The following is a 23001-nucleotide window of genomic DNA, read 5'->3' on the forward strand; positions in this document are numbered from 1 at the left end:
ATGCCGATGACCTATGATCCCGCCAGCGCCAACCCGCTTGCAGGCAACCCGCTGAAGACACGTACCGACATGATCCGGGCCGTCAACGATCTCTTCGATCCGCTGCTGCCCTTCTTCTCCGACGGCAATGCCCGCGTCCGCCTCGATGGCGCCGGCGCCCATTTCGACCGGGCTGCAGCCGACCTCGAAGGCTTCGCCCGTCCGCTCTGGGGGCTTGCGCCGCTCGGCGCCGGCAAGAATGATTTCGCCCATTGGCACCGCTTTGCCGAAGGCTTGGCGAATGGCTGCGATCCCGCCCATCCCGAATATTGGGGCACGGTCAATGCCCGTGACCAGCGCATGGTGGAATTGGCCGCCCTCGGCTTTGCTCTAGCCCTGGTGCCTGAAAAGATCTGGGAACCGCTCGACAAGCGCGCGCGCGACAATATCGTCGCCTATTTCAAGCATGTCCGGCAGTTCGACTATGCCGACAACAACTGGAAGTTCTTCCGCATCTTCGTCGATATCGCCCTCGATCGCCTCGGTGCCGATTTCGACCGCAGCCTGACGGAGCAGTATCTTGAAGAACTGGAAGGTTTCTACATCGGCGATGGGTGGTATCGCGACGGCGATATCCGCCGCATCGACCATTACATTCCCTTCGCGATGCATTTCTACGGCCTGATCTATTCCAAGCTGGTCGATGACGACTATGCCAAGCGCTACCGCGAGCGCGCCGTGCTGTTCGCGAAAGATTTCCGCCACTGGTTTGCACCTGACGGTGCGACCATTCCCTTCGGTCGCAGCCTGACCTATCGTTTCGCCTGCGCCGGCTTCTGGTCGGCGCTTGCCTTTGCCGATCTCGAGGCGCTGCCGTGGGGCGAGGTCAAGCATCTCTGCCTCGAACATCTGCGCTGGTGGCGGGACAAGCCGATCGCCGGCCATGATGGCGTGCTGACCATCGGCTTCGGCTATCCGAACCTGTTGATGTCGGAAAGCTACAATTCCGCCGGCTCGCCCTATTGGGCCTTCAAGGCCTTCTTGCCGCTCGCTATTCCGGAAGATCACCCCTTCTGGACCGCGGAAGAAAAGGTGCCCGATCAGGCGCCGGAAGTGGTTCCGCAGCGCCATCCGGGTATGGTGATGATGCGTGCCGGCAATGATGTCGTGGCGCTGTCTTCCGGCCAGGAAAACCTGCAGATGCGGTTCGGCACGGAGAAATACGCCAAGTTCGCCTATTCGGCCCGTTACGGCTTCAGCGTGGAGGCTGATGAACGCGCCTTCGCACTCGCCGCTTTCGACTCCGCACTCGCCTTCAGCGACGACGGCCTGCACTACCGCGTCCGCGAAACGAACGAACAGGCGAAGGTCGCCGGCGACGTCCTTTATTCCAAATGGTCTGCGTTCAAGGACGTGAAGGTTGAAAGCTGGCTGGTGCCGTCGGCGCCCTGGCATATCCGCGTTCACCGTATCACCACGCCGCGCCCGCTGCAGACGGCCGAAGGCGGCTTCGCAATTGCCAGGCGCGATCTCGATGCCGATACGCTTTCTGCCGCGCAGGGCTCGGCCTACGCGATCGGCGAGGCGGATTTTTCCGGCATCGTTGACCTCGGCTCGTCGGTCAAGCGACAGGGCCTTGCCCAGAAGGCGCTGCCGAATACCAACATGATCGTTTCCAAGACGCTCGTGCCGCAACTGCGTGGTGAAATCCCTGCTGGGGAAACGATCCTGATAACCGCCGCGCTAGCGCTGAACGATCTGGCGGCCGTTTCTGGCGCATGGGTGACGCCCCCAAAGGCGCCTGATATTGCCGCGCTCGAAAAACTGGTCAGCGAAAAAGGCGTCACCGTCAGTGCCATCGAAGCGCCAGGACAGATGCCATGAACCGTCCCGCTGTCGTCCTTGCCATGCAGTCCTCCCGCACCGAGCATATCCTGCCCGAGGCGGTCCTTCACCGGCTGGATGGTTTCGGGTGCCTGCTCGATGCCGAACCGCTCGAGCGCTTTGATGATGAGCGGGCGAAACGCCTGCTGTCCGAAGCGGAAATCCTGATCACCGGTTGGGGGGCACCTTACGTCGGCCGCGAGGTTCTGGCGCTTGCTCCGAAACTGAAGCTCGTCGTGCATGCGGCAGGGACAGTGAAAGGCATCATCGATACCGGCATTTTTGAAGCCGGTATCGCCGTCAGCCATGCGGCCGAAGCCAATGCCGTACCGGTCGCCGAATTCACGCTGGCCGCGATCATCTTCGCCGGCAAACATGTCTTCCGGTTCCGCGACTTCTATGTTGCTGACCGGCATCGCGACCGCACCTATCCGATGCAGCGCGAGGCCATCGGCAATTATCACCGCACGGTTGGCATCATCGGTGCTTCACGTATCGGCCGCCGGGTCATCGACTTGCTACGACCCTTCGCCTATCAGGTGCTGCTGTCAGATCCGACCGTCGATGCGGATCAGGCGCGCAGGATGGGCGTACAGAAAGTTGAACTCGACGACCTGATGCGCGGCTCGGATATCGTCTCCATTCACGCGCCATCACTGCCATCTACTCGGCACATGATCGATGCCGCAAGGCTGGCATTGATGAAGGACGGCGCGACGTTGATCAACACGGCGCGCGGCGCTCTGATCGATGAGGATGCTTTGCTGGCTACGCTGAAAACCGGCCGCATCGATGCCATCATCGATGTGACCGACCCCGAGATACCGGGGCCGGAATCGGCTTTCTACGATTTGCCCAATGTTTTCCTGACACCGCATATTGCCGGCGCAGTCGGCCTGGAGCGCGGCCGCCTCGGCGAAATGGCAGTCGATGAGGCTGAACGTTTCATCAGGGGCGAACCCCTGTTGTACGGTCTTACCCTCGAAAGCCTGGAAAACACCGCCTGAGGCGCCTTACGACGCCTTCAGCGAGTTCGGCGAACCGTCATCGGCGAGCTCCGGCATGAGGTCGGAGATGCTGACGACCTTGCCGGTGCGCGAACTCGTCAGCGCGGCGATACCGCAGAGCACGGACATTGCGCCGGCGCGCGTACCGGCCCGCTGTGCAAGCCTGTCTTGCATATCGGGCTTGAAGATCATGTTGCGCATCCGGTCGTCACCGCCGTAGTGACCGCCGGAGGAATGCGGCACCGTGATGCGTTCGACCGCTTCCTTGCCATGCGGGAAGTTGCGGATCAACAGGATCGTGTCTTCCCTCGGCTCTTCCCAGGGCTGCGCCTCATACTGGCGGATCTCGATGCGACCCTTGGTGCCGTTGAACGCGAGGTGATGTCCCTCGATTGGCTGGAACGTGTTCAGAGAATAGGAAACATGGACATTGTTGCGATAGCGGATGGAAACGGCCATCGTATCGGGAATGTCGATGTCTTCGCGGAAAACGCAGCCGTCGCGGAAATAGCCATCGATCTTCGAGGGATCTTCATAGAGCGAATCGAGGAAGGGATCCCTTTCGAGATCGAGATAGTAGTCGCAGTCCTGTGTGTGCGGACAGAGCTTGCAGCGCGGGCCGCGGAAGGGTCCCTTGCGGCCGTAATTCTGCAAGTCGGCGAAGGAGGTCACGGCGTCAGGATCGCTATCGAGGTACCAGTTCAAAAGGTCGAAATGATGTGTCGCCTTGTGAACGAACAAACTACCGGAATTTTCCGTATAGGCATGCCACCGGCGGAAATAATCGGCGCCGTGCTTGGTGTTGAGGTACCAATGGAAATCGACCGAGGTGACACGGCCAATCTCGCCGGAATTCAGGAGTTCCTTGATCTTCGCTGCCGTTGGCGCATAGCGATAGTTGAAGGAAACGTCGACCCGGCGGCCGGTGCGCTTTTCGGCATCCAGAATCCGGCGAATCTTCTCCACTGACGTGGTCATCGGTTTTTCGGTGATCACGTCGATGCCGGATTCCAGCGCCCTGACGATGATATCGTCATGCGTATGGTCGGGCGTGCAGACGATCACCAGATCCGGCTTCTGCTCTGTCAGCATTGAATCGATGTTTTCATAGAGCGGCGCGTTGCTGCCGATCATGGTGCGGGCGCGCTCGCCGCGCAGCGAATTCTTCTCGACGATCGCAGTCAGGTCGACATGCTCGCGCCAGCCGGAAAGCAGATCCTTGCCCCACATCGTGGTGCCGCGGTTACCGGTGCCGATTAGGGCAAAACGGCGTTTCTCCATCGAATGATTCCTCCTTCATACGTGATGAAACGATTGGATTTTAAAACTAGACTTGGCAGCAGCTCCTGAAGCGCTCGACGCAGGTGGCGATGACCTCGTCGGCCGGACGCTTCCACCAGTTCTCAGCCGAGAAGATTTCGACCTCCTGCGCGCCGAAGAAGCCGGCGGCTTCCACCATCCGTCTTATGCCTTTGAGATCGATGACGCCATCGCCCATCATGCCGCGGTCGAGCAGCATGTCCTTGGTCGGCACCAGCCAGTCGCAGATGTGGTGGGCAAAGATGCGTTTCATGCGTCCAGCCCGGGCAATCTGGTTGGCAAGATCGGGATCCCACCAGACGTGATAGACATCGACGGCAACGCCGACATCTTCACCGAGCTGCTCACACATATCGAGAGCCTGGCCAAGCGTGTTCACGCAGGCACGGTCTGCGGCATACATCGGATGCAGCGGCTCGATCGCCAGCTTCACACCTGCAGCCTGCGCGTGCGGCAGCACGGCGGCGATGCCGTCGAACACCATCTTCCGGGCCGCAACGATATCCTTCGAACTGCCGGGCAGGCCACCAACGACGAGCACGAGGCAATCGGCCGAAAACGCCGCCGCCTCGTCAATGGCCCGCCTGTTGTCGTCGAGGTTCTTTTGCCACTCGCCCTCGCTTGCCGCCGGAAAGAAGCCGCCGCGGCAGAGCCCGGTCAGCTTGATACCGTTCGACTTGACGATGCGCACTGCCTCATCGAGACCGGCCTTGGCGACCTGATCGCGCCAGGGCGCGATCGAGGTGATGCTGTGCTTCAGGCAGATATCGACGGCTTCGGCAAAGCCGCATTGCTCGCGGATCGTCGCAAGGTTGATCGAAAGTCCTTCGACCTGCATGTCATTCCCCTCCATTGCCATGCCGGCGCTCAGTGAACGCCGTGGACGGCAAGCACCTGCTTCATCCGATCAGTCGCGACTTCCGGATCGGCGAGAACCCGGGCCTTGTCGGCAAGGCGGAAAAGCTCCGCCAGATGCGTGAGCGAGCGCGTGCTCTGCTGGCCGCCGATCATCGTGAAATGGTCCTGCAGGCCATTGAGATAGGCGAGGAAGACGACACCGGTCTTGTAAAAGCGGGTCGGCGCCTTGAAGATGTGGCGGGACAGCGGGACAGTCGGCTCGAGCAGGTCGAAGAATTCGTGGTTGCTCTTGCGGCCGAGCGCATCGAGCGCTGCAGACGCTGCGGGCGCGATGGCGTCGAAAATGCCGAGCAGTGCGTCCGAATGGCCCTGCTCATCGCCGGCGATCAGTTCGGCGTAGTTGAAGTCATCGCCAGTATACATGCGCACGCCCTTCGGCAGCTGCCGGCGCATCGTCACTTCCTTCTCCTTGGAAAGAAGCGATATTTTGATGCCATCGACTTTGGCGGCATTGGCCTCAATCACCTGCAGGCAGGTTTCCATCGCCTTCAGGTGGTCGCCATTGCCCCAATAGCCTGCCAGCGCCGGGTCGAACATTTCGCCGAGCCAGTGGATGACGACGGGTTCCTTCACCTGGCGAAGAATGCGGTCATAGACCTTGATATAATCGTCCGGCCCCTTGGCTGCCGCGGCTAGGGCACGGCTTGCCATGAGGATGATGCGACCACCGGCGGCTTCCACCGTCTCGATCTGTTCCTCGTAAGCGCTGATGATCGTGTCGATCGTCACATCGGGGCCAGGCGTCAGATGGTCGGTGCCGGCGCCGCAGGCAATCAGCGCGTCCTTGCGGCCTGCGGCTTCGGCAAGCGCGCGGCGGATCAGCTCGCGTGCTTCCGGCCAGCCGAGACCCATGCCGCGCTGCGCCGTATCCATCGCTTCGGCAACGCCGAGACCGAGATCCCAGAGGCGATGGCGGAAAGCGAGCGTACGCTCCCAGTCGATCGCCGGCGTCAGCCAGGGATCGTTGTCGGCCAGCGGATCAGCGACGACATGGGCGGCGGCAAAGGCGATGCGCGGGAAGCTCCTGGCTTCCCGCTTCTTGAGTTCGATCGGCGTGCCGGTCAGCGTGTAAGGAGCGATCTTGCCGTCGAGGGGAAGATTGATCGTCGTCACGGCTTAGAACTCCAGCGTCGGGACATCGAGCCAGCGGCGTTCTGCCCACGATTTCAGGCCGAGTTCTGCAAGCTGCACGCCCTTGGCGCCAGCTTCCAGGCCGTAGGGCCATGGAGCATCTTCGACGACGTGGCGAATGAACATTTCCCACTGCGCCTTGAAGCCGTTGTCGAAGGCCTGCGTATCCGGCACTTCGTCCCAGGTCTTGTAGAAGTCGATGGTCTGCGGCTGGTCGGGGTTCCAGACCGGCTTCGGCGTATTGACGCGATGCTGGCTCCAGCATTTCGTCAGCCCGGCAACGGCCGAGCCATGCGTGCCGTCCACTTGGAAGGTCACGAGGTCGTCGCGGCGAACACGCACGGCCCAGGAGGAATTGACCTGCGCGATCACGCCGCCTTCCAACTCGAAGGTCGCATAGGCTGCATCATCGGTGTCGCAGTTGTATGGCTTGCCCTGTTCGTCGATGCGGCTCGGAATATGGGTTGCACCCAGGCAGGAAACGGCCTTCACCTCACCGAAGAGATTATCGAGCACATAGCGCCAGTGGCACAGCATATCGAGGATAATGCCGCCGCCATCGGCCTTGCGGTAGTTCCAGGACGGACGCTGGGCCGGAACGCCCCAGTCGCCTTCGAAGACCCAGTAGCCGAATTCGCCGCGCACCGAGAGGATTTTGCCGAAGAAGCCGGAATCACGCAGCAGCGCCAGCTTGCGCAGGCCGGGCAGGAAGAGCTTGTCCTGCACCACGCCGTGCTTGAGGCCGGAGGCACGCGCCTTACGGGCCAGGTCGATCGCCACCTGCAGATCGTCGGAAATCGGCTTTTCGCAATAGACGTGTTTGCCGGCGTCGAGCGCCTTGGAAAGCAACTCGGCGCGCATCAGCGTCGTTCCGGCATCGAAGAAGATGGTGTCATCGGGATTGGCGAGCGCAGCATCGAGATCGGTCGACCAGCGCTTGATGTTATGCTTGCGGGCAAGCTCCTCCATCTTTCCGCCGTTGCGGCCGACGATGATCGGATCGATTTCCAGTTTCTCGCCTGATTTCAGCGTAATGCCGCCTTGATCGCGAAAGGCGAGGATCGAGCGAACGAGGTGCTGGTTGTAACCCATACGGCCGGTAACGCCGTGCAAAATGATCCCCAAACGTGCCACTTTTTCCTCCCTGGAAGCTTTTATGCGTCGGGAGCGGGCAGTCAGGCCCGGCCCTCCCGAGCTGGTAACTAAACAGTTACTTGATGGCAGAAGAGGAATATTGCTGTCAATAGCCAATTCGGTTTTTTGAAAATCAGCGCTTTATCGAGGCGAGCGTGACGTGAACGATATGTCGTTCCCAGGCCTCGAGATTGGCAGGCGTGATGAGATCGCGGCCGAAGATCGTCGAAAGCGTATACTGGTTGGACAGGTAGAAATAGCCGAGCGACGCGATTGTCAGATAGACATGCAGCGGGTCGGCGGTCTCGACGAAGACGCCAGCCTTCTTGCCTTCTTGCAGCACCTGCGAAAGCTCGCCGATCAGGTGCGAATGCAATTCCTTGAGTCGCACGGACTGGCGCAGCCAGCGCGCGCGGTGAAGGTTTTCCGTACCGAGCAGGCTCAAGAATTCCGGATGCTGCAGGAAGTAGCGCCAGGTGAAGAGGGCAAGTTCTCCAATGCCCTCCTCAGGACTGCGGGTGCTGATGTTGAGTGCGCGCTCGGCGGTGCGGATGCTGACATAGGCCTCCTCCAGCACGCGCAGATAGAGCTGCTCCTTGTCGCCGAAATAGTGGTAGAGCATGCGTTTGTTGGTACCGGCGCGCTCTGCGATGGAATCGACTCGCGCACCACCCATGCCGTTTTCGGCAAATTCCCGTGTGGCCGCCTCAAGAATGGCCGCGCGGGTGCGCTCCGGATCGCGTTGGGCGGTTCGCTCAGCGGACGGGCGCTTGGTCTTCTTTTTTGCGCTCTCCCCAATGTCGTTCATGCGATTTCCCCTACTTCCCATGTTGCGCTCATAAGGCTTAAGCGGAAGAATGTAAAAAGCCGATTTGGTCAGAGCAACCGGGCCAGCAACACCGCTTGACAGCCCGGAGGCTTTGAACATAACTTGTAACCAATTAGTTATTTGTTGCAAGATGGCTAATTCGGAAGCGTGTGGAGGCGCTTCCTGTTGGGAGGAGGAAATCAATATGACTTTTCGTGTAAGCAGACGTAATTTCATGGCGGGTGGAGCAACTCTCCTTTCGCTTTCGGCGCTCGGAAACAGCGCTTTTGCAGAGGAAACCCGCTTGCGTCTCATCTGGTGGGGCTCTCAGCCGCGCGCTGACCGCACCAACAAGGTCTCCGACCTTTTCAAGGCGAAAAACAGCGGTGTTGCGATCACCGGCGAATTCCTCGGATGGGCCGATTACTGGCCGCGCCTTGCCACGCAGGTGGCCGGCCGCAACGCGCCTGACGTCATCCAGATGGATTATCGTTACATCGTCGAATATGCCCGGCGCGGCGCTCTTGCTCCGCTGGAATCCTACATGCCGTCGAAGCTGCAGATCGATGATTTCGATCCGGCACAGATCGAAGGCGGCAAGGTCGACGGCCACTTGTACGGCGTCAGCCTTGGCGCCAATTCGGCGGCGACCGTCATCAATACCGTCGCCTTCCAGGAGGCTGGCATTGATGTGCCGACCAACAAGACGACCTGGGAAGAATTCGGCAAGATCGGCGCTGAAATCACCAAGGCCGGCAAGCGCAAGGGCTATTTCGGCTTTGCCGATGGCAGTGGCGGCGAGCCACTCTTCGAAAACTACCTGCGTCAGCGCGGCAAAGCGCTCTACACAGCGGATTCGAAGATCGCTTTCACTGCCGAGGACGCGTCCGAATGGTTCGACATGTGGGCCAAATTCCGTGAGGCCGGCGCCTGCGTGACGCCTGACATTCAGGCGCTCTACAAGGATACGATCGACACCAGCCCGCTGACCGTTGGCAAGGCTGCCTGCGATTATGCCCATAGCAATCAGTTCGTTGGCTATCAGGCGATGGTCAAAGACAAGCTGATGCTCAGCAACTACATGAGGATCAAGCCGGACTCGAAGGGCGGCCACTACCGCAAGCCTTCGATGTTCTTCTCGGTTTCCGCACAGTCGAAGGTGATTGATCAGGCCGTCGATTACGTCAACTTCTTCGTCAAGAATCCCGACGCTGCCAAGATACTCGATGTCGAGCGCGGCATTCCGGAATCGAAGGCGATGCGCGAAGTCGTCGCCGGCAAGCTCGATGAAACCGGCAAGATCCCGCTCGAATATGTCGCCGGTCTCGGCGATCTTGCAGGCCCGCTTCCGCCCCCGCCGCCGACTGGCGCCGGCGAAGGCCAGGTCGTGCTACGCACCATCTCTGAACAGGTCGCTTTCGGCCAGCTCAAGCCTGCTGATGCCGGCAAGCAGCTCGTGGATGAAATCACGCGAATTCTCGCGCGGGGTTGATCTTATATGACAAATGCGATGCGCACGTCCGCAGGGACGGTAACCGTAGAAAGATATCAGGGAGTACGGGCTGACGGACGCTTCCGGCGCCTGTGGAATGCCAATGCTCCCGGCTATCTCTTTCTGCTTCCCTGGCTGGTAGGCTTCTTCGGCCTGACACTCGGCCCGGCCCTGATTTCGCTCTACCTGTCCTTCACCGACTTCGACATGCTGAGGGCGCCGGGTTGGGTAGGAGCGGCAAATTACGTGCGCATCGCCACAGCCGATCCGAAATTTGCTTCAGCCATGTCCGTCACGCTGACCTATGTCGTGCTATCGGTTCCCTTCAAGCTAACCTTCGCGCTGCTCGTCGCACTTGCCTTGAACCGCGGCCTGCGCGGCCTGCCGATCTACCGCGCGATCTTCTACCTTCCGTCGCTTCTCGGCGGCAGCGTGGCGATCGCCGTGCTGTGGCGCCAGCTTTTCGCCAGCGATGGCCTCGTCAACGCCGCACTCTCGCATTTCGGCATTGTCGGCCCGAGCTGGATTTCGCATCCGAGCTATTCGATCTATACGCTGGTCGCGCTCTCCGTCTGGCAGTTCGGCTCGCCGATGATCATTTTCCTGGCCGGTCTGCGACAGATCCCGCAGGACATGTATGAGGCCGCAAGCCTCGACGGCGCCTCGAAATTCCGCCAGTTCTACAAGATCACGCTGCCGCTTCTGACACCGGTGATCTTCTTCAACGCCGTCGTCCAGACGATCGATGCCTTCAAGGCCTTCACGCCGGCCTTCATTATCTCCGGCGGCACGGGCGGCCCGATCAACTCGACGCTCTTCTACACGCTCTATCTCTATCAGGAAGCCTTCGGCAATTTCCGCATGGGCTATGCCTCGGCGCTCGCCTGGATCCTCGTGGTGATCATCGCGATCTTCACGGCCTTCTCCTTCCTGACCTCGCGCTACTGGGTGCACTACGATGACTGAGATGACCGCTTCCGTCACCGCGGCACGGCCGCCATCGGACATCACCAAACGCAGCCTGCCTGCTTCGATCATCATCCACGCGCTGCTGATCGCTGCCTCGCTGCTGATGCTCTATCCGCTCCTGTGGATGGTGTCGGCGTCGGTCAGGCCGGAAAACGAGATCTTCTCGTCGACCTCGCTCATCCCGTCGGCTGTCGATTTCTCCTCCTATGTGCGCGGCTGGACCGGTCTCGACATCACCTTCGGCCGTTTCTTCTGGAATTCGCTCGTCATCTCGCTGCTTGTCGTGGCCGGCAATGTCATCGCCTGTTCGCTGACCGCCTTTGCCTTCGCGCGGCTGCGTTTTGCCGGCCGGAACTTCTGGTTCGCGATCATGCTCGGCACGCTGATGATCCCCTATCACGTGACGCTGATCCCGCAATATGTGCTCTTCCTCGATCTCGGCTGGGTCAACACCATCCTGCCGCTGGTTGTGCCGAAGTTCCTGGCAAGCGACGCCTTCTTCATCTTCTTGATGGTGCAGTTCTTCCGCGGCATACCGCGCGAACTCGATGAAGCCGCAATGATGGATGGCTGCAGCGCCTGGCGCATCTATTGGAAGATCATGCTGCCGCTGTCGCTGCCGGTTCTGGCGACAGCCGCGATCTTCTCCTTCATCTGGACCTGGGACGATTTCTTCGGTCCGCTGATCTATCTCAACGACATGAACACCTACACGATCCAGCTCGGCCTGCGCACTTTCGTGGACTCCACCAGCGCATCGGACTGGGGCGGATTGTTCGCCATGTCGACGCTCACGCTCGTGCCCGTGTTCTTCTTCTTCCTGTTCTTCCAGCGCCTGCTTATCGAGGGCATCGCCACGACCGGCATGAAGCGTTGATGGATCGGGCAGGAAAGCCAGACAGGAAAGAATGACATGAGCATCAAGACAGTCGCGATCATCGGCTGCGGTATCGGCCGCTCCCACATCGTCGAGGGTTATCTGCCGCATCCGGACAAATTCAAGGTCACAGCGATTTGCGACCTGAACGAGGAGCGCCTGAAGACGATCGGCGACGAATTCGGCATCGAACGGCGCACGACCTCCTTCGATGAGCTGCTCGCAGACGACAGCATCGACATCATCGATATCTGCACGCCGCCCGGCATCCATAAGGAACAGGTGATCGCAGCACTTGCTGCGGGCAAGCATGTGGTCTGCGAGAAGCCGCTGACCGGCTCGCTTGCCGGTGCGGACGAAATCATCGCGGCCGAAAAAACCGCCAAGGGCACGTTGATGCCGATCTTCCAGTATCGGTATGGCGACGGCGTCGAAAAGGCCAAGCGCATCATCGATGCCGGTCTTGCCGGCAGGTTCTACATGGGTTCGGTCGAAACCTTCTGGCGCCGCAAGCCGGAATATTATGCCGTTCCCTGGCGCGGCAAATGGGCAACCGAACTCGGCGGCGTGCTCGTCACTCACGCGCTCCATCTGCATGACATGCTCTTTTATCTCGCCGGTCCTGCCGTCCGCGTTTTCGGCCGCGTGGCGACCCGCGTCAACGAGATCGAGGTCGAAGACTGCGCCTCCGTCAGCCTGCAGATGCAGAACGGCGCCTTCGTCTCGCTGTCCTGCACGCTCGGTTCGCAGAACGAAATCAGCCGGCTGAGGCTTCATTTCGAAAACATCACCTTCGAAAGCAATCATGAGGCCTATGCGCCCGGCCAGGATCCCTGGCAGATCATCGCAGCCGATGATGAAGTCCAGGCGAAGATCGATACCGTTATCGCCGACTGGCAGCCCGTGCCGCTGCGCTTCAACACCCAGATGCTGCGCTTCCACGATCATCTGATGGGCAAAGGATCGCTTCCGGTGACGAGCGCAGATGCACGGCGCGCGCTGGAACTGGTGACCGCCATCTATCAATCCTCCGATAGCGGCGCCGATGTCGCTCTGCCGATCGGTCCTGACAGCCCGAAATACGCCGACTGGCGTGCAAAAACCAAATAAGAGGGGATTTCGGAACATGGCAACGAGTGTCGTTCTTCAGAAGGTCGAGAAGCGCTATGGCCAACTCGACGTCATCCACGGCATCGACCTAACGATCGATCCCGGTGAATTCGCCGTCTTCGTCGGCCCGTCTGGCTGCGGTAAATCCACGCTGCTGCGCATGATTGCCGGCCTTGAGGAAATCTCCGGCGGCGCGCTGCTGCTCGACAATGAGCGCATGAACGAGGTGACGCCGGCCAAGCGCGGCATCGCCATGGTCTTCCAGTCCTACGCGCTCTATCCACATATGTCGGTCTACAAGAACCTCGCCTTCGGTCTCGAAACCGCAGGTTATAAACGGGCGGAAATCGAACCGAAAGTGCGTCGCGCCGCGCAGATCCTGCAGATCGAGAAGCTGCTCGAGCGCAAGCCGAAGGCACTATCGGGTGGTCAGCGCCAGCGCGTCGCGATCGGCCGCGCCATCGTGCGCGAGCCGCGCATCTTCCTCTTCGACGAGCCGCTGTCCAACCTCGATGCCGAACTGCGCGTGCAGATGCGTGTCGAGATTTCCCGCCTGCATCGCAGCCTCGGCAACACGATGATCTACGTGACCCACGACCAGGTGGAGGCCATGACTATGGCCGACAAGATCGTCGTGCTGAATTCGGGCCGCATCGAGCAGGTCGGTGCTCCGCTCGATCTCTACAACAATCCCGCCAACCGCTTCGTCGCCGGCTTTATCGGCAGCCCGAAGATGAACTTCCTCAATGCCAAGATCGAGAGCGTCACCGACACCGGCTCGACGCTCAATGTCTGCGGCAATTCCGTTCAGCTCGGCCGCCGGCTTGCTGGTCAGGCGGGCCAGGACGTTACTTTCGGTATTCGTCCCGAACATCTCTCTCTGGCGGAAGGCGGCACTGGGCTTTCGACCGTCAATGTCGATCTCGTCGAGAACCTCGGCGGCGCCACGATGCTTTACACCACGACGCCGGATAACCAGACGCTGACCATCGCACTTGATGGTCAGCAGAAGGTCGAGCGCGGCACCAACGTGAAAGCCTCCTTCGATCCGGCCCGCTGTCATGTTTTTGATGCCGCTGGCAAGACAATCTAAATAGGCCGCAACTTGACAGCCGATCCCTCTCAAGCCCATCATTTCCCTGAGGGCTACGAGGGGGATACGCGTGACGCCTGAAGAGAGGATTCATGCGCTTGGCATCTGGCAAGGCCCGATCGACATAGCCCCGATCACCGGCGGCATTACCAACCGCAATTATCTCGTGAAGGATGGCGCGCTTAGGCGGGTCGTTCGCCTCGGTGATGATATTCCGGTTCATCACATCAACAGGCAGAATGAGCTCGCGGCAAGCCGCGCTGCCCACGCCGCCGGGATTTCGCCTGCCGTGATCCATCACGTACCGGGCGTGCTGGTTCTGGATTTTATCGACGCCGCGCCGCTTTCGCCTGGCGATGTCAGAAAGCCGGAAACGCTTGTCCGTCTCATTCCGCTGATCCGCCGCTGCCATCACGATATGGCCCGTCATTTCCGCGGTCAGGCGATGATCTTCTGGGTTTTCCATGTAATCCGCGACTACATCGCAAACCTGAAGGCCGCAAACAGCCCGCACACACCGTTGCTGGACGATCTCCTGGAGAAAGCCGAGCGTCTCGAAGCAGCGGCCGGTCCCTTCGAAATCGCCTTCGGCCACAACGATCTGCTCGCTGCCAATTTCCTCGACGACGGCCAGCGGCTCTGGCTGATCGACTGGGATTATGCGGGCTTCAATACGCCGCTCTTCGATCTTGGCGGCCTCGCCTCCAACAACGAGTTTTCAGAGGAGGCGGAGCGCCTCATGCTGGAGACCTATTTCGACCAGCCTCTGACGGATGATCTCAGCGGCCGCTACCGGGCCATGAAATGCGCCTCGTTGCTGCGCGAGACCCTATGGAGCATGATTTCCGAGATCCATTCGACCATCGATTTCAACTACGCCGCCTACACGGCCGAAAACCTGGCCCGCTTCGAGCGCGCCTATCGGGCATTTGAACAGGATCATTGAATGACGAAGGAATTACCGAAGACGGCAAAGGTCGTGGTCATCGGCGGCGGCATCATCGGCTGCTCGACCGCCTATCATCTGGCGAAATTCGGCTGGACAGATACGGTGCTCCTGGAGCGCAAGAAATTGACGTCGGGCACCACATTCCATGCCGCTGGCCTCGTCGGCCAATTGCGCACCAGCGCCAACATCACCCAGCTTCTGGGATATTCCGTCGATCTCTACAAGAAGCTCGAAGCCGAAACCGGTCTCGGCACCGGCTGGAAGATGAATGGCGGTTTGCGCCTTGCCTGCAATGAGGAGCGCTGGACCGAGGTCAAGCGTCAGGCGACCACCGCTCAATCCTTCGGCCTTGAAATGCATCTGCTCAACCCGCAGGAAGCCTTCGATCTCTGGCCTCTGATGACCACAGACGATCTCGTCGGTGCTGCTTTCCTTCCGACGGATGGCCAAGCCAATCCCTCTGATATCACTCAAGCGCTGGCAAAAGGCGCCCGTATGGCCGGCGTCTCGATCTTCGAGGATACGGAAGTTCTCGATCTCGAAATCGACAAGGGCAGGATTCGCGCCGTCGTCACGGCGCAGGGCCGTATCGAATGCGAGCGCGTGGTGGTCTGCGCGGGACAGTGGACCCGCAGCTTCGCTGCCCGCTTTGGTGTCAACGTGCCGCTCGTCTCCGTCGAACATCAGTACATCATCACTGAATCCTTCGGTGTGCCCTCCAATCTTCCGACCCTACGCGATCCCGATCGCCTCACTTATTACAAGGAGGAGGTCGGCGGCATGGTCATGGGCGGCTACGAGCCGAACCCCATCGGCTGGGCTCTGGACGGCATTCCCGAGGGCTTCCACTATACGCTGCTCGACAGCAATTTCGATCATTTCGAGCAGATCATGGAACAGGCGCTCGGCCGTGTCCCGGCGCTACAGAATGCCGGCATCAAACAGCTTCTGAACGGACCGGAGAGCTTTACCCCTGATGGCAACTTCATTCTCGGTGAAGCGCCTGAGCTGAAGAATTTCTTCGTCGGCGCCGGCTTCAACGCCTTCGGCATTGCGTCTGCCGGTGGCGCCGGCATGGCGCTTGCCGAATGGGTGACGAAGGGCGAGCCGCCCTACGATCTCTGGCCGGTCGATATCCGCCGCTTCGGCCGCCCGCATTTCGATACGGACTGGGTTCGCACGAGAACGCTGGAGGCCTACGGCAAACACTACACGCTGGCTTTCCCCTTCGAGGAATACTCGAGCGGCCGCCCTTGCCGCAAGTCGCCGCTCTATGAACGGCTGAAGGCGCAGGGCGCCTGCTTCGGCGAAAAGCTCGGCTGGGAGCGGCCGAACTGGTTTGCCGATCTCTTCTCCAATGAAGAGCCGAGGGACATCTATACCTACGGCCGCCAGAACTGGTTCGATGCCGTCGGCCGCGAGCACAAGGCGGTGCGCGAGGCAGCCGTCATCTTCGACCAGACCTCCTTTGCCAAATTCGTGCTGAAGGGTAGGGATGCCGAGACTGCCTTGTCATGGATTGCCGCCAATGACGTCGCAAAGCCCGAGGGATCGCTGATCTACACGCAGATGCTGAACGAAAAGGGTGGCATCGAATGCGACGTCACCTGCGCACGCATCGCCGAAAACGAATATTACATCGTCACCGGGACCGGTTTTGCCACGCACGATTTCGACTGGATCTCGCGTAGCATTCCCGATGGCCTCCACGCCGAACTCGTCGACGTCACCTCGGCTTACACTGTGCTCTCACTGATGGGACCGAATGCTCGTGCCATTCTCGAAAAGGTCACGACCAGCGATGTTTCCAATGCCGCTTTCCCCTTTGGTCGCGTCAAGACGATCGGTATCGCCGGCTGCCCTGTCCGGGCGCTACGCATCACCTATGTCGGTGAGCTCGGTTATGAGCTGCACGTGCCGATCGAATACGCAACGACCGTCTATGACGCACTGATGGCGGCGGACGGCCAGTTCGGCCTCATCAATGCCGGTTACCGCGCCATCGAAAGCTGCCGCCTGGAAAAGGGCTATCGCGCCTGGGGTTCCGATATCGGCCCTGATCACACGCCTGTTGAAGCCGGCCTCGGCTGGGCGGTGAAGACGCGAAAGAACACGCCCTTCAAGGGCCGCGAGGCGATCGAGCGTCAGCTCGAAAGCGGTGTGAAGAAGATGCTCGCCTGCTTCGTACCTGACGATCCCGATATTGTGCTGCTCGGTCGCGAGACCATCTATCGTGACTGCAAGCGCGTCGGCTGGCTCTCCAGCGGCGGCTTCGGCTACACCATCGGCAAGCCGATTGGCTATGGCTATGTTCGTAACCCAGACGGCGTGACGGAGGATTTCGTTCTCTCCGGCACCTATGAGCTCGATGTTGCCCGTGAGCGTGTGCCCTGCAAGGTCAGTCTCAAGCCGCTTTACGATCCCGAGATGAAGCGGGTGAAAGCCTGAGCCTCGCGGCAGCGAAGGACGGATCAAGTCCAACGAAACTGTGCGGCGGTTTTACGTCCGGAATTGCAGGCCCAGGGACTTGGGCCTGCTGAACCCCGCGACAAGCACGGGGATCATGAGGAAGGCATCAAAACAGCGGCAGCCTGTCATCCTGGATAAGGATTTCCAGCTTGTTGGCCACGTCCTCAGTCCAGGCGATATTCCCGCTCAGCGCCTTTGGAAACAGCCCCGGAAGCCTGAACAGCGCTGCTGAAATCGCCCCGCCATTGCGCGGCACATCCGCGATCAGTGCTGCAATCTCTCCCGCCCGTGGGTCGCGCAATTCGTAGCGTTCGCCGTTGCGGTCGACGCCCATTGCGTAACGCATCCAGGCGGCGACAGCGATCGCGTAGGTCTCCGCCTTGCCACCCTTTGCGAGCGCTTCGGTTGCCGGCTCCAGCAGGCGCTGCGGCAGTTTCTGTGTGCCGTCCATGGCGATCTGATAGGTTCGGTGGGCGATCGCCTTGTTTGCAAAGCGCGCTATCAACTCGTCCGCATAGGCGTCGAGATCGATACCGGGAACCGGGTCGAGCGTTGCCGCCGCCGCATTCATATGCCGGCGGGCCAGCGCGGCAAGTCCGGCATCGTCCATCACGTCGCGGATAAATTCATAGCCTGCTATATAGCCAAGATAGGCGAGCAGAGAATGCGCACCATTCAGCATCCGCAGCTTCATCTTTTCATAGGCCGAGACTTCCTCGACCATCAGCGCACCATGCACCTTTTCCCAGGCCGGCCGCCCATTGGCGAAATGATCTTCGATCACCCATTGGGTAAAAGGCTCCGTCTCGATCGCCGCCATATCGGTGCGGCCCGTCAGCCGCTTGGCATCGGCATAGGTCGCATCGGTGCTTGCCGGCGTGATACGGTCGACCATCGTGGACGGGAAGGGCACGTTCGCTTCAATCCAGTCATGCAGGTCGGTATCGATGCGAGAGGTGAATTCCAGTACGAGACGCTTCAGTACTGCGCCGTTGCTCGGCAGGTTATCGCAGCTGAGCGGCGTAAAGGGTGCAATACCCTTCTGGCGCCGCCGCGCAAGGCCTTCGACCAGATAGCCGATGACACCGCGCGGCGCATGCCGGTTGGCAAGGTCGGCGACGATATCGGGATGCTTGAGGTCGAGCCCGCCGGTTGCCGGATCGAAACCGTAAGCTTTTTCGGTCACGGTCATGCTGACGATGCGGATATCAGGGTCTTCAAGCCGTGCCAGCAGGCCGGCCGGATCGCGTGGCGCCACATGCGCCCCAAGGATCGAGCCGATGACCTGTGCCGTTGTCCCCGACGTGTCGCGGATGAGCACCGTATAGAGCCCGTTCTGAGCGCTCAGATTGTCCGCAACATCAGGCGTGCGCAGGCTTGCCACCTCAATGCCCCAGTCGCCACCTGCAGCTGCGAGCGCGCCATCCGTGAAGGGCGCGAAATGCGCACGGAAGAAGGCGCCGGGGCCAAGATGCAGGATGCCGGCCTTCAGTGCATTCCGGTCATAGGCAGGAAGCTTCGCTGTCGGCGCAAGGCCGGTTATGGTCTGTAATCTGTCGCTCACAGCTTGTAGGCCTTCTTCGCATTGTCATAGGAGAGTTCGCGCGCCACGATCTCGGCTTCCTTTTTGGAAATCCGATGCTCGGCCGCAAGCTGGGCCAGGAAGCGGCAAATCTCGCGGCGCCAGACATCGTGGCGGGCGGGGATCGACAGGAGCGCGCGCGTATCGTCGTTGAAGCCGGCGAGATTGGCGAAACCGGCTGTCTCCACCATCTGGTCGAGATAGCGGCGGATGCCAAGCGGGCTGTCGTGAAACCACCAGGGCGGCCCGATCATCAGGCAGGCCCAATGGCCGGCCATCGGCGCAAGCTCGCGGGCATAGGTCGTCTCGTCGAGCGTGAAGAGCAGGATGCGCAGGCCAGGCGCATGGCCGTATTTCGACAGCAGGGCATTGAGGCCGCCGACCCAGTCGGTGCGCGTCGGAATATCGGCGCCCATATTCGGTCCGCGGGTTTCGAAAAGCCCGCGGTCGGTGTTGCGGCGCGAGCCGGCATGGATCTGCATCACCATGCCGTCTTCGGCGGAGAGGCCGGCCATTTCCGTCATCATCTGGCCGCGGAAAAGCTCTGCATCTACAGCCGAAAGGGGTCCCTTCAGCGCCTTGTCGAGCAGAGCCTGCTTTTCGGCAAGCGGCAGATCGGCGGTAAAGGCCGTCGGCACGCCATGGTCGGTCGCCGTCGCGCCGAACTGGCGGAAATAGGCACGCCGCTTGCGGTGCGCCTCGATCAGCCCGTCCCACGTGGTGATGTCGCAGCCAGTGATCTCGCCGAACTTGATGAGATTGTCGCGGAAGCCGATGGCGTCGGGATCGGTGACGCTGTCCGGCCGGTAGGTGGTGCGCACTTTGCCGATCCAGCCGTCGGCCGCCATCTTCTGATGGTGCGGCAGCGGATCGAGCGCGCCTTCGGTCGTGGCGATCGTCTCGATGCCGAAGCGCTGGTGCAGCGCCCGCGGCCTGAACTCCGGAAGTTTCAGCTGCGCATTGATATGATCGTAGAGCGCATCGGCATTCTCAGTTGTCAGCGGCTCGGTGCAGCCGAGCACGGCCGACATGGCATGATCGACCCAAAGGCTCGACGGCGTTCCGCGGAAAAGATGGTATTTGGCAGCGAAAGCCCGCCAGATATCCCGGCCGCTCGCCACCGGCTTGCCGTCAAGCCGTGGCACACCGAGCTCGTCGAGTTTGGTGCCGGTGCTGTGCAGCATGCGGAAAAGATAGTGGTCGGGAATGACGAGCAGCGAAGCGGCGTCTTCGAAGGCCTTGTCGTCTGCGAACCAGGACGGTTCGGTATGCCCGTGAGGGCTGACGATCGGAAGGGCACGTACTGTCTCGTAGAGATCGCGTGCTATTGTCCGCGTTGCCGGATCGGCGGGAAAGAGCCGGTCCGGATGAAGAAAGCCGTTGCCTACATCCATCAGTTATCCTCCCTGATGGATAAGGGCCTACCCCACAAGACGGGATGCGGCAAGGGTTTTTAGTAACCAAACGGTTCATTTCGGAATCGTTTTCGTGAGGCCTCGAAACCATTGACGCTTCGGCCTATTTGGGCTTTGGAATGCCACCTGATTTCTCCGGAGAAAACCGATGTCCGACGAGGCAGCCCGCATCACGAAGCTGGAAGAAATGCTGGCCCATCAGGCAAAGACGATCGATGAGCTTTCCGATCAGCTTGCCGAACAATGGAAGGTTATGGAGCAGACGCGCGCCAAGCTCGATCGATTGACCGAGCGGTTCCTGAGCCTTGAGGAACAATCGCTGGAAGCGCCGGCGATCACCAAGCCGCCGCACTATTGAGCGGTTATGCCTCGCCTGAAGGCCGTCTGCAGCAGGAAAGCGGTTTCGCGTTTTCGGCCTTTGCGATATAGCCCGAAAAGACGAAGCTGAACGAGAGACATCCCATGGCGGCCACCATCCGTTATCATCAGGGCGATATTTCCGCGGCGGATGCCGCCCGTTACACCGGCGCGATCGCGATCGATACCGAAACGCTGGGCCTCGTGCCGCGCCGGGACCGCCTCTGTGTCGTACAGCTTTCGCCGGGCGACGGCTCTGCCGATGTGATCCGCATCGCGGCCGGTCAGAAGGAAGCGCCGAACCTGACCGCGCTGCTTGCCGATCCGTCGCGCCAGAAGATCTTTCACTACGGCCGCTTCGATATCGCCGTGCTCTTCCATACATTCGGCGTCACCACGACACCGGTTTTCTGCACGAAGATCGCCTCCCGCCTCATCCGTACCTACACGGATCGCCATGGCCTGAAGGATAATCTGAAGGAGATGCTCGACATCGATATCTCCAAGACGCAGCAATCCTCCGACTGGGCCGCCGAAACGCTCTCGCAGGCGCAGCTCGAATATGCTGCCTCCGACGTGCTCTATCTGCATGCGCTGCGTGACAAGCTCAACGAACGCCTGATCCGCGACGGCCGTCTGGAGCATGCGACGGCCTGCTTCGAATTCCTGCCGACGCGCGCCAAGCTCGATCTTCTCGGCTGGGAAGAGGCCGATATCTTCGCCCATAGCTGATATTGGCTTTTCATCGGATATGCCTGCACGGCCGTAGACTGGACGTCTGCGGCCGTTAGTCATTCGTTAAGAGATTTTCAGTAACATTATCATTAATTTTTATGCATTCGACGGCGCAAAAAGCGCCGATGCGGACAGGAGGATCTGCTGGGATGCAAGAGGCCGGATGAGCGCGGTCTCTTTGTAGAACCTGCTTTCATAGCCACTTTGCGAAAGGAGCGTGCCTGTGTTGTCTCCCATTCGTTCAGCGTCCAATGCAAGCCTTTCTTCTCAGGGTCAGACGGCGGCAATCGTTGCCGGCGGCCTCGGCCGTTCGGTGCTCGCCCCCACCCCGGTGAACGCAGTTGAAGCTGCCCACCTCAACGCCGCGATTGCCGGCAAGCTCAATATCCTGCTCATCGCCGCGCGCCAGCGCATGATTGAAGCACTTCTCGACATCATCAATGCCACGGGCCGCACCATATCGTTGCAGCGAGGCAAAGGCGAATCCGATCAGGCCTTTGCCATCCGTGTCGCTGATGCCATCCGTCGCATGCCCGACGCCGAGATTGAGGCGGTCGAGCGCCAGCTTTCCGATGACGGACATAGCCTGCCGCTGAGAATAATCGCCGCTGCCCTCAAGGATCCAACCGGTCCGGAGGCCACCCGTGTCATCGCCTATCTCGAGATTGTCAATTACAAAGACAGGGATCTCGCAGCGCGCGCCGTGGTCCGCTCTTATCGCCAGAACGATGCTGCGCCGCTGCCCCGCACCGAGCTGCGGCCGGAAATCAAGTTTCAGGGAGAAAACCTGTCTGCGGCACGTCAGTTCGCAGCAAAACCCGTTGAAAGTGCAGCGATGCCCGCTGCCGAAGAAATCGTTCCGGCCGAAACTGCTATTGTCGTGACGGCCGATCAAACCGTCGAGGACCAGCAGATCAGCAATCAGCCCGCCACAGCGGCGCATGAAGCTTCATCGCAGGCAGCCACGCCGAGAGAGACAGAAGAAGTCCAGGTCGCATCGGCAGAGCGGGAAGTGGTCGAGCCGGAACAGGCTGGCCCTGCTCTCGAGCAGCAGACGATCTCCGCCAAGGCCGATCCGGTTATCCCGCGCAGCTGGACCGGCATCGCCAGCTCCATGACCGAACAGGTTTCGCAAATGATCGCAACGATCATCCGCGAGCAGGAGGCAACTGTCCTGTTGACGGATACGCCTGTCGAAGCCGCCGTCGAAATCGATGCTATGCTGGACGAGGCCGTCATCAGCGAGGCGACGGAGAGCCTGGTTCGCACTACCCCGGAAGATGTGGTCGAGCCTGCATCTGCTCAGGCTACCCAGGCTTCTCGCCCGTCCCAGGCGGAGATCGCGACAGCCGCCCAGACGGCGCGTCCTGCCAGGGACATTGCCGCTCAGCCGCAGCCGGCTCCTCTCCCGGTGGTCGAGACACCCTCATACGTTCCGCTTGCGGCACGTATGCCGGACGGTCTGCCTTATGCCCAGACGCCGTACCAGTTCGCTCGCGACGAATATAAGGCAACCAAGGCCGATGAGCCGCCTCATCGCCAACATGAAAATGGCGGCTCTCAGGATCAGCAGCAACAGCAGCAGGCGCAATCCGGTCAGGACGAAGAGCAGCAGGCCGGCGAAGGGGATGCCCCGCGTGAAGAGCGGCGGCAGCCGAAAATGTTCGATCCCGATCCCTCTACGACGCCGGCAACCGTCGCCGATCCGGTCTATGCTCTCTATCAGCGCATGGTGGGCTGGGAATAATCCGAAGCACTTTCTGCGGGTGCGC

The 23001-nt window shown here is 60.5% G+C and carries 19 protein-coding genes; 12 read left to right on the forward strand and 7 right to left on the reverse strand.

The features are described from left to right. Positions 1 to 6: 6 nt before the first annotated feature. Positions 7 to 1863, forward strand: coding sequence for a DUF2264 domain-containing protein (locus FHT82_RS05995; RefSeq protein WP_183727387.1), 1857 nt, complete (start codon positions 7 to 9; stop codon positions 1861 to 1863). Further along, the gene (locus tag FHT82_RS06000) at positions 1860 to 2870 is read left to right on the forward strand and encodes a hydroxyacid dehydrogenase (protein ID WP_183727389.1); all 1011 of its coding nucleotides are present in this window, start codon (positions 1860 to 1862) and stop codon (positions 2868 to 2870) included. The genes FHT82_RS05995 and FHT82_RS06000 overlap by 4 nt, the downstream gene beginning before the upstream one ends. A 6-nt stretch (positions 2871 to 2876) precedes the next feature. On the opposite strand, the gene FHT82_RS06005 is transcribed toward FHT82_RS06000, so the two are convergent. The 5 genes from FHT82_RS06005 to FHT82_RS06025 form a co-directional block, all read right to left on the reverse strand. Further along, positions 2877 to 4151, reverse strand: a complete 1275-nt coding sequence (locus FHT82_RS06005; protein WP_183727391.1) for a Gfo/Idh/MocA family oxidoreductase — start codon at positions 4149 to 4151, stop codon at positions 2877 to 2879. 46 nt (positions 4152 to 4197) lie between these two features. After that, positions 4198 to 5028 (reverse strand): sugar phosphate isomerase/epimerase family protein, encoded by an 831-nt coding sequence (locus FHT82_RS06010; RefSeq protein WP_183727392.1) that lies wholly within the window; start codon positions 5026 to 5028, stop codon positions 4198 to 4200. A 29-nt stretch (positions 5029 to 5057) separates the two neighbouring features. Continuing rightward, positions 5058 to 6221 (reverse strand): dihydrodipicolinate synthase family protein, encoded by a 1164-nt coding sequence (locus FHT82_RS06015; RefSeq protein ID WP_183727394.1) that lies wholly within the window; start codon positions 6219 to 6221, stop codon positions 5058 to 5060. Positions 6222 to 6224: 3 nt separating this feature from the next. After that, on the reverse strand, positions 6225 to 7373 hold the full coding sequence (locus FHT82_RS06020) for a Gfo/Idh/MocA family oxidoreductase (protein WP_183727396.1): 1149 nt from the start codon (positions 7371 to 7373) through the stop codon (positions 6225 to 6227). 133 nt (positions 7374 to 7506) lie between these two features. Continuing rightward, positions 7507 to 8181, reverse strand: coding sequence for a TetR/AcrR family transcriptional regulator (locus FHT82_RS06025; RefSeq protein WP_183727398.1), 675 nt, complete (start codon positions 8179 to 8181; stop codon positions 7507 to 7509). Between the two features lie 205 nt (positions 8182 to 8386). Here FHT82_RS06025 and FHT82_RS06030 point away from each other — a divergent pair, with 205 nt between their 5' ends. From FHT82_RS06030 to FHT82_RS06060, 7 genes are all read left to right on the forward strand, one after another. Beyond that, positions 8387 to 9673 (forward strand): ABC transporter substrate-binding protein, encoded by a 1287-nt coding sequence (locus tag FHT82_RS06030; protein WP_183727400.1) that lies wholly within the window; start codon positions 8387 to 8389, stop codon positions 9671 to 9673. 6 nt (positions 9674 to 9679) lie between these two features. Further along, complete coding sequence (locus tag FHT82_RS06035; protein WP_183727402.1) at positions 9680 to 10639, forward strand: sugar ABC transporter permease; 960 nt, start codon at positions 9680 to 9682, stop codon at positions 10637 to 10639. Position 10640: 1 nt separating this feature from the next. Further along, positions 10641 to 11519 (forward strand): carbohydrate ABC transporter permease, encoded by an 879-nt coding sequence (locus FHT82_RS06040; protein WP_183729131.1) that lies wholly within the window; start codon positions 10641 to 10643, stop codon positions 11517 to 11519. 36 nt (positions 11520 to 11555) lie between these two features. After that, on the forward strand, positions 11556 to 12629 hold the full coding sequence (locus FHT82_RS06045; RefSeq protein WP_183727403.1) for a Gfo/Idh/MocA family oxidoreductase: 1074 nt from the start codon (positions 11556 to 11558) through the stop codon (positions 12627 to 12629). Positions 12630 to 12645: 16 nt separating this feature from the next. Continuing rightward, on the forward strand, positions 12646 to 13722 hold the full coding sequence (gene ugpC / locus FHT82_RS06050) for a sn-glycerol-3-phosphate ABC transporter ATP-binding protein UgpC (protein ID WP_183727405.1): 1077 nt from the start codon (positions 12646 to 12648) through the stop codon (positions 13720 to 13722). Between the two features lie 70 nt (positions 13723 to 13792). Continuing rightward, complete coding sequence (locus FHT82_RS06055) at positions 13793 to 14668, forward strand: choline kinase family protein (RefSeq protein ID WP_183727407.1); 876 nt, start codon at positions 13793 to 13795, stop codon at positions 14666 to 14668. Next, complete coding sequence (locus FHT82_RS06060; protein ID WP_183727409.1) at positions 14669 to 17119, forward strand: FAD-dependent oxidoreductase; 2451 nt, start codon at positions 14669 to 14671, stop codon at positions 17117 to 17119. Between the two features lie 127 nt (positions 17120 to 17246). Here the strand turns inward: FHT82_RS06060 and FHT82_RS06065 are convergent, their stop codons facing one another. Together FHT82_RS06065 and uxaC are read right to left on the reverse strand one after the other, a co-directional pair. Next, positions 17247 to 18704, reverse strand: a complete 1458-nt coding sequence (locus FHT82_RS06065; RefSeq protein WP_183727411.1) for a mannitol dehydrogenase family protein — start codon at positions 18702 to 18704, stop codon at positions 17247 to 17249. After that, positions 18701 to 20116 (reverse strand): glucuronate isomerase, encoded by a 1416-nt coding sequence (uxaC, locus tag FHT82_RS06070; protein ID WP_183727413.1) that lies wholly within the window; start codon positions 20114 to 20116, stop codon positions 18701 to 18703. Before uxaC ends, FHT82_RS06065 begins: the two co-directional genes overlap by 4 nt. Positions 20117 to 20285: 169 nt before the next feature. Here uxaC and FHT82_RS06075 point away from each other — a divergent pair, with 169 nt between their 5' ends. From FHT82_RS06075 to FHT82_RS06085, 3 genes are all read left to right on the forward strand, one after another. Further along, entirely contained in the window at positions 20286 to 20495 is a 210-nt protein-coding gene (locus tag FHT82_RS06075; protein ID WP_112542868.1) for a SlyX family protein, read from the forward strand. 104 nt (positions 20496 to 20599) lie between these two features. Then, positions 20600 to 21226, forward strand: a complete 627-nt coding sequence (locus tag FHT82_RS06080; protein ID WP_183727415.1) for a ribonuclease D — start codon at positions 20600 to 20602, stop codon at positions 21224 to 21226. 226 nt (positions 21227 to 21452) lie between these two features. Beyond that, positions 21453 to 22976 carry a hypothetical protein gene (locus tag FHT82_RS06085; RefSeq protein WP_183727417.1) on the forward strand — a complete coding sequence of 508 codons (1524 nt, stop codon included), beginning with the start codon at positions 21453 to 21455 and terminating at the stop codon, positions 22974 to 22976. The last annotated feature ends 25 nt before the right edge of the window (positions 22977 to 23001 follow it).

This window comes from Rhizobium sp. BK275 (genome assembly GCF_014193555.1).
GTDB lineage: Bacteria > Pseudomonadota > Alphaproteobacteria > Rhizobiales > Rhizobiaceae > Rhizobium.